Origin of the sequence: Streptomyces lycii (assembly GCF_009735685.1) — a bacterium.
In the GTDB taxonomy this organism is placed as follows: Bacteria; Actinomycetota; Actinomycetes; order Streptomycetales; family Streptomycetaceae; genus Streptomyces; species Streptomyces lycii.
On sequence record NZ_WHPN01000227.1, the window covers coordinates 1 to 956 of the forward strand.

General features: G+C 74.5%; 1 protein-coding gene. It reads right to left on the bottom strand.

Features of this window, described 5'->3' with window-relative positions; genetic code table 11:
* Positions 1–782, bottom strand: a 782-nt coding sequence (locus GCU69_RS09230; protein ID WP_156205641.1) for a DUF4255 domain-containing protein, incomplete at its 3' end; no start/stop codon positions are given.
* Positions 783–956: the final 174 nt, after the last annotated feature.

The window sequence follows — 956 nt, forward strand, 5'->3', positions numbered from 1 at the left end:
CCCGTACCGCCCGTGTCCGTCGCGGACGCACCGCCCGCGCCTCCCCGGGAGGCGGCACCGGTGTTCCGCGCCGTCCCCCGGCCGTTCAGCGGCGCCGGTGCCGAGGCACCACCCGCCCCGGGGGAACCGGACTCCGCACCCGTCGGCAGCTCCGGCCGCTCCGGCGCGCCCGGAGCGCCGAACGGCGCGACCCGCACCGCGCGCTCCCGCACCGGCTTCGGCGGCACCGGCTGCTCGCGGCCCTCGACGAAGACCAGCGCGCCCTGATAGCAGACCGACAGCGCGTACGGCGTCTGGTGCAGCATGCCCCAGAGCTTCGAGGTCTCGTCGATGTCCATCTGCGTCGGCGTGAAGCGCACCCGCTGGATCGCCTCCGCCAGGTCGCTGCCCGCCAGATACGGCTTCTCGGCCGCTTCCGCGATCAGCTCCTTCGGCAGCACCGGGATCTCGTGCAGCGTGCGTACCACCGAGCCGATCAGCCGCTGCCCGACCAGCTCGATCTCGTCCCCGTAGGCGCTGATCAGATAGTGCAGGTCGAGCGGTGCGGCGGGCCGCTTGAGCAGCGTGCCGTCCGAGGCGCGGGTCGGCAGGTCGTGGTGGCGCATCGAGGCGTTCGGGGTGACCTGGTAGAGGAAGATCGTGACCGTCGGCTCGGGCGGCGGCTCGGCCGGCGGCTTGCGGGTCTCGACCGAGACCGCGATGTCGATCTCCGGCCGCAGGTTGTTGGCGACGAGCAGGGCCAGCGCCTGGGTGACCGTGGCGATCGCGAGTCCGTTGCTCATGGCGTCAGCTGTTCCTCTCGCCGCGGGACAGGTAGTCGGCCAGGCTCACCGCGGGCGCGGCCCGCCCGGACCGCTGGGAGCGGCCGGACGCGGCCCGTTCGGTGCCGGGCGCGCCCGCCGCGGCGACCTCCAGCCGGCCGATCTGTACGTGCACGGTGCGCTCGGCGGTGCGCG